5 protein-coding genes and 2 pseudogenes are annotated in these 5,702 nt (G+C 54.2%); 4 read left to right on the forward strand and 3 right to left on the reverse strand.

Annotated elements, in window-relative coordinates; translation table 11 throughout:
• The 4 genes and pseudogenes from IGW04_RS25985 to IGW04_RS25340 form a co-directional block, all read left to right on the forward strand.
• Positions 1 to 289, forward strand: a 289-nt coding sequence (locus IGW04_RS25985; RefSeq protein WP_228527394.1) for a hypothetical protein, incomplete at its 5' end; no start/stop codon positions are given.
• A gap of 533 nt (positions 290 to 822) precedes the next feature.
• Positions 823 to 1,323: a helix-turn-helix domain-containing protein gene (locus tag IGW04_RS25330; RefSeq protein WP_194715870.1), complete on the forward strand. Its 501-nt coding sequence runs from the start codon at positions 823 to 825 to the stop codon at positions 1,321 to 1,323.
• 5 nt (positions 1,324 to 1,328) lie between these two features.
• A complete protein-coding gene (locus IGW04_RS25335) occupies positions 1,329 to 1,892 on the forward strand; it encodes an IS630 family transposase (protein ID WP_323744909.1) in 564 nt (187 codons plus the stop codon).
• Between the two features lie 71 nt (positions 1,893 to 1,963).
• A pseudogene (locus IGW04_RS25340) lies at positions 1,964 to 2,768 on the forward strand (IS5 family transposase); the annotation flags it as partial.
• A 146-nt stretch (positions 2,769 to 2,914) separates the two neighbouring features.
• On the opposite strand, the gene IGW04_RS25345 reads toward IGW04_RS25340, so the two are convergent.
• The 3 genes and pseudogenes from IGW04_RS25345 to IGW04_RS25350 form a co-directional block, all read right to left on the reverse strand.
• Entirely contained in the window at positions 2,915 to 5,095 is a 2,181-nt protein-coding gene (locus IGW04_RS25345; RefSeq protein WP_194715871.1) for a hybrid sensor histidine kinase/response regulator, read from the reverse strand.
• A gap of 245 nt (positions 5,096 to 5,340) precedes the next feature.
• Positions 5,341 to 5,547 (reverse strand): annotated as a pseudogene (locus tag IGW04_RS25990) (integrase); the annotation flags it as partial.
• 42 nt (positions 5,548 to 5,589) lie between these two features.
• A partial coding sequence (locus IGW04_RS25350; protein WP_194713700.1) for a transposase occupies positions 5,590 to 5,702 on the reverse strand: 113 nt, incomplete at its 5' end.

The raw sequence follows: 5,702 nt of genomic DNA on the forward strand, positions 1-5,702 counted from the left end.
TGCCGCTCAAAACCTTGGTCTGCCGCCATCGCCAGAGTCTGCTGTTTCATTATTCATCGCCATGCTTGTTGTTATCGGTCCTTACAACGTTTTACGTCCTCAATCCGTTTACTTATTCAGCATTGCCTTAGGTAAGCGTAGACCAAAGCTCGTCGTGCAACGTTGGCATATTGGCACACGAAGAAATCACCGCAGTATGCTTCAGGTATTCTTCATCGCGCTGAAGGCTCATAGCGGCATTCATCAGCTTGTCTGTGCTTTCCGACTGAAACTGCCAACGAATACGTAGTGGATGGCCAGCCATGGCTTTCATGAGTTGACACGGTATGTCAGGAGCTATCCTGTTCCATGTCTGAATAGCCCCTGTTATGGCCGGCATTGCTTTCATAAGATCTACGCTGCTTTTGAACTCCAGCTCGCGGACAAGAATGTAGGCCATAATTTTCCTTCTTCGAAATTGGTGAAGTTTGGCGGGTTTGCCTTTCTAAAATAGGATTCATAGAAAAAAGCAAATTGAGGTTGCTCAATGCCGGTTTGGTTCACTCCTCGAGCGTTGCACCGTTCTTGGAGTGTGCTTTCCTCACATGTAAAGCGCCTAACAGGCTGCTGAGAGCTATAGTTAGAAGTGGTGTACGGGCTGATGCCTGAAGGCTGGAGGAAGGCGGTGAAAGTTTTTGTTGGAGAATTTGATTTATATGGTCGCCTCCCGTTTGCCAAGGTTTTTAGTGCTTTGACGAACAGGCAATACCAATCCCAAGCTTAGCTGAACCAAGGGATGTGCCGGGCGTCTGAGAGAAACAGAGCTCTGTACAGGTGACGGCAATGTTGACCGATGGAACGTTGCAGCAATTACAAAGGTACAATTTCGACCTGCTTGCACGCCAGGAACTGAATGGGCTACGACGAATGCGCTATATCGCGTTGGCGCACCTAAAGGATGGCAAGAACTTTACGGAAGTGGCCGATGCATTGCGCGTGACGCGTCATTCAGTCATGCGTTGGCTAAAGTGGTTTGCCTGCGGCGGGGTGGGCCGTTTGGCAGGTACTCCACATTACTGGAGCACGCAGCGACTTCCTAAAATGCAGGAAGAAGGCTTTCGCCAGGCCGTCGAGCAACTACAGGACGCCCGTGGCGGTGGAAGGGTTCGTGGCGAAGATATCCGCCAGCTGTTGTCCGAGCGGTTCGCCGTGGCATATAGCTTGAATGGCGTGTACGACTTGCTCAAGCGGCTTGATATGGCCTGGATATCGGCCCGCTCCATCAGCCCGCATGCTGATCCGGTCAAGCAAGCCGCATTAAAAAAAAATTTGTCCAGCAGGTAGAAGCCATTCTTCCCAAAGGTGTCCGACTTGATCAGGTCGATATCTGGTTTCAGGATGAAATGCGCATTGGGCAGCGTGGCACGCAAACTCGCCTTTGGGCTCGCAAGGGAACCCGGCCCCGCGTGGTGCGGCAGCAGCAATCCGAGTCAGCGTATATCTTTGGCGCCGTGTGCCCGCAGTGGGATGCGGCAGTTGGTCTTGTGCTGCCCTTTGCCAATACCCAGACGATGGCACTTCACCTGGAAGCAGTCAGTCAAGCCGTACCGCCAGGTCGGCATCCGGTAATGGTGCTGGACCAGGCTGGATGGCATACCACACCGAAGCTACCGCAACTGCCCAACGTATCGCTGTTGTCGCTGCCAGCGGGATCACCCGAATTAAATCCTGCGGAACAGGTTTGGCAGCAGTTGCGTGATCGCAGCTTGGCTAATCGTTGCTACGATAGTTACGAAGACATCATCGACGCCTGCTGCGAAGCATGGAATAAATTCACTCAAATCCCCAATGCAATTCGCTCGCTATGCACGCGTAACTGGGCAAATCTCGCCCCTGTCCATGGAATGTCATGACTCTGGATTGGTATTATGAACTCATAGAGGGGTTTGGAAATCCATTGCGGGTTTGGAAATCCATTGCGGGTATGGAAACCCGTAAGCCCTATCCGAGCGACGTCAGCGATGCAGAATGGGAGTTCGTCGCGCCCTATTTGACCCTATTGCCGGTGGATGCTGAGCAGCGGCGGCACGATCTGCGCGAGGTATTCAATGCATTGCCCACGCTGGTGCGCAGCGGCGCCCATTAGCGCATGCTGCCGCACGACTTGCCGCCGTGGGCAGCGGTCTATCAGCGGACGCAACGCAGGTTCCGGGCTGGCTGTTTCGAGGCCATGACCCATGATGTGCGCGTGCTGTGACGCCTGGCTGCTGGACGTGAAGCCACACCGACCGCCGCTGTGATGGATAGCCGCACTTTGCAATCGACCCCGGAAAGCGGTGAGCGCGCCGGCTACGACGGCGCCAAGCGCCGCAAGGGCTCCAAATTCCACCCGGGCTGTCGATACGCTGGGTCATTTACTGATGCTGCATGTCACCGCTGCCAATGAACAGGACCGAGCGCAAGTGGCGCAATTAGCTCAGGCCGTTCAGCAGGTAACCGGCAATACCGTCGAGGCCGCTTTCGTCGACCAGGGATCTACCGTCGACAATGCGGCAAGCCAGGCTGCCAGGCTGCCAGGCTGCCAGGCTGCCAGGCATGGAATTGACCTGCTGGTGGTCAAACATACTGAAGCCAAACGAGGCTTTGTATTGCTGCCGCACCGCTGGGTCGTCGAACGCCGTTTTGGCTGGGCGGCTCGATTCCGCCGGCTGGCGCGCGATTATGAGCGCCCTACACAAACTTTGGCCGGACGGTATCACATCGCCTTTGCTTGCCTCATGCTCAGTAAAACCGTCTCTCTCTTCGCTTCGGGTTCATTTCAGACTCTAGGGATCGAAGCAGCTTCGACAGTAGGCTATCAGCCTGCATTGAGCTGGACGCCAATCATGCTGGCAGCGTTCAGGGGCACGGGTCCTGAACTGGATCCTCATTTCAGCTAGCCAACGATGTCCTTCGCTAGCCGGGCGATGTCAACTGGTTTGCTCAGATGGACATCGAAACCCGCATCATGCGCCCTCTGCCGGTCGGTTTCCTGGCTGTAACCTGTTAATGCAATAAGCCGCATCGCAGCCGTCTGTGTATTAGACCGCAGGCGCCGTACGACCTGATAGCCGTCAATGTCCGGCAGGCCGATATCGACAATCGCGCAGTCCGGCAACTCGGCAAGCGCCAAGCGCACCCCCTCCTCGCCACTGGCAGCCCGGAGGACATCAAATCCTTGCATGAGAAGCAGTTGCGCAAGCATTTCCAAGGCATCTTCGTTGTCGTCAACGAGAAGAATTTTTATGCCTTTTTGAGCCGCAGGTTCATGTGGCGGTGAAATTTCAATGCCTGCGGCACCGGTCGCAAGCGGCAGCCGCACCTCGAAACAGCTGCCTTTGTCTTCCCCCCCGCTTGCTGCCGTGACGCTACCTGCGTGTTGCCGTACCATCGCGTTCACTACCGCTAATCCGATACCAAGGCCGCCTTTTGCGCGATCAAGTGACGCCGGCGCCTGTACGAACACATCAAAAATCCGGGGCAGCAGCTCGTTCCTGATACCGACTCCCGAGTCGCATAAGCGAAGTACCGCTTCCGCCCCGTCAGCGCCAACGTAGAGAGCGACACGTCCTCCCTCGGGCGTATACTTGAATGCATTCTCCAGCAGATTATTGATGACCTGTGCGATGCGTGTCGGATCGGCGTCAACCCATACCGATGCGATATCGGTTTCGACGACGTATTGAGCGGCGATTCCCCGTGCCTGAAAGGCGCTTAGGCATGCCTGCGTCGCTTCACCCAGGTCAAGACGCTGTTTCGACAATATTATCTTGCCGGTCATGACCCGGCTCGCGTCGAGTAATGCGTCGACAATGTGGCAGAGCTGATCCGTTTGCCGTTTGATTACATCGCGCGCCTTTTTATCCGCGGCGGGTGTGATGCCATAACATTCGATCAATGAAACGCCTGCACGAATTGCGCTTAATGGATTGCGCAATTCGTGTCCGAGCATGGCCAAAAAATCATCCTTGGCGTGGTTTTGTTGCTCGGCTAATGCTCTTGCTTCTTGCGCGGCTGTCAACAGAGCATTGCGCTCGTGTTCATGCTGCTGCAGCGCGGCTCCGGCACTGTGCAAAGCAAGCTGCACACGGTCGACTTCATCGACGTAAGTCGGTGTAACCGGCGGTGCTTTTCCAAGTCCGAGAAGTGTTGCGGCGCGCGTATTTTTGTCGATCGCCTCAACGAGTCTTCGGCTGAACAGGATAGCACCGAGTATGGCGATACCGACTGCAACTAATAAGCCAGATGCCGTAAGTATTACAGCCTTTCTCGCAGTGGCCTCGACCTCTAAGGCCGGTACCCCTACTGCGACAGTCCAACCCGACTGTGGGGAGCGCGCAAGGACTGTATAGAGTTCCAAGCCATCGCGGCTTTGATTGCGGATATAAGTTTGATTGCCGGTTAATATCGCTTGGAGTAAGTCCTCTTTCGGAGGCTTGCCAACAAGGTGTTGCGGACCGCGATTACGTGCGATGGTTGTGCCATCTCGATCGAAAATACCGATAAGCCAACTTGACGGCACCCCTTCCGATGGAAAAGCTCGATTTAGATCCTCTGCGTATAACCATTGCGAAATGACGTAGCGCTTTCCTCCTGCAACGGTTACCGGAAGCTCTATTGTCACCACTGGTTTTCCAGTGGCACGGCCTATAATCAAGTTAGAAATTTTTGGTACTGATGTCGCCAAAACGTCATTAACTCGCTCTCTTGCGGCTGGCGAGGGCGAGGCGATCGAGGTGCCAAACGGCACGGCGGTATTCAGTAATTGTTGCCCGGCGTCATTGAGTAACGCTGTGTGCATGACCTCCCGTCGGTTCGCAGCTTTGGCTTGCGCATAGAAGCCTGCCAAGTCATCGGTCGCCAGCGATACAGACGAAGATAATGCAAATACACTGCCTTCGGCATAACTCCATTCACGGTCAACTGCAAGGGATGTCGCGCGGGCCGCTTCGTTCATGCTGCGCAACACCGCTTCTCTTTCCCCCTTGAGTATCTGATCCAGCGCCAAACCTGAAAACAATGCTACGGGAAGCAAAATAGCGGCTGCTATTAAATTCAGATGGGTACGCACTTTCATTGGCAGTCACTTCGCATACGTACGGTAATAAAAACTAACGAGTATATTACCCCTTGGCATTGCACTGAAGACTTGTAGGTTTTTCCTTGAAACTTTGTTTTAAGGAGCGACGAGCAAAGTGCAGGGTAGAGACTCATGGCCATTAAAGAAATGTTGCAATATAGATATGTTATTCAGAAAGTGTACGCCTGAAAGGGAATGCCCGGTAGGCACCCCGCTGCCCTACGCCGCTTACCGACCAATTGCTACACCTCCATTTGCTCGGCTATTCCAAGCGCGTCGTCAACCTCGCTGCCAAGGCAACGCACCGGGCTCTCGAGTTTGGTGTATTACAGAACTCATTGCACGGCTCGCAGGTTTTTTGTTCGCCGGTAGATCAATGTCGCCGTTGTCCGTCGCATAGTGTGGGTGCCATAAGCTGATGCATCCAAACCAATTGATTGTGCCCAGCGAGCAAAGTCCTACCATAACTTGACAGCTTCTAGGGCGTGTCATCAATTAAGCCAGACAACAACGGCAGCAAGATGGATGGCGCCGAGGAAGTTGCGGGCGGTCTTATCGTAGCGGGTGGCAATGCTGCGATATTGCTTGAGTTTGTTAAAGAATT

The sequence above is a fragment of the Noviherbaspirillum soli genome, assembly GCF_015352955.1.
Taxonomy (GTDB): Bacteria; Pseudomonadota; Gammaproteobacteria; order Burkholderiales; family Burkholderiaceae_D; genus Noviherbaspirillum_A; species Noviherbaspirillum_A soli.

Bases quoted from the DNA above. Each gene is read 5' to 3' on its own strand.
- IGW04_RS25330 (WP_194715870.1), top strand. From the start codon at position 823: ATGTTGACCGATGGAACGTTGCAGCAATTACAAAGGTACAATTTCGAC.
- IGW04_RS25345 (WP_194715871.1), bottom strand. From the start codon at position 5,095: ATGAAAGTGCGTACCCATCTGAATTTAATAGCAGCCGCTATTTTGCTT.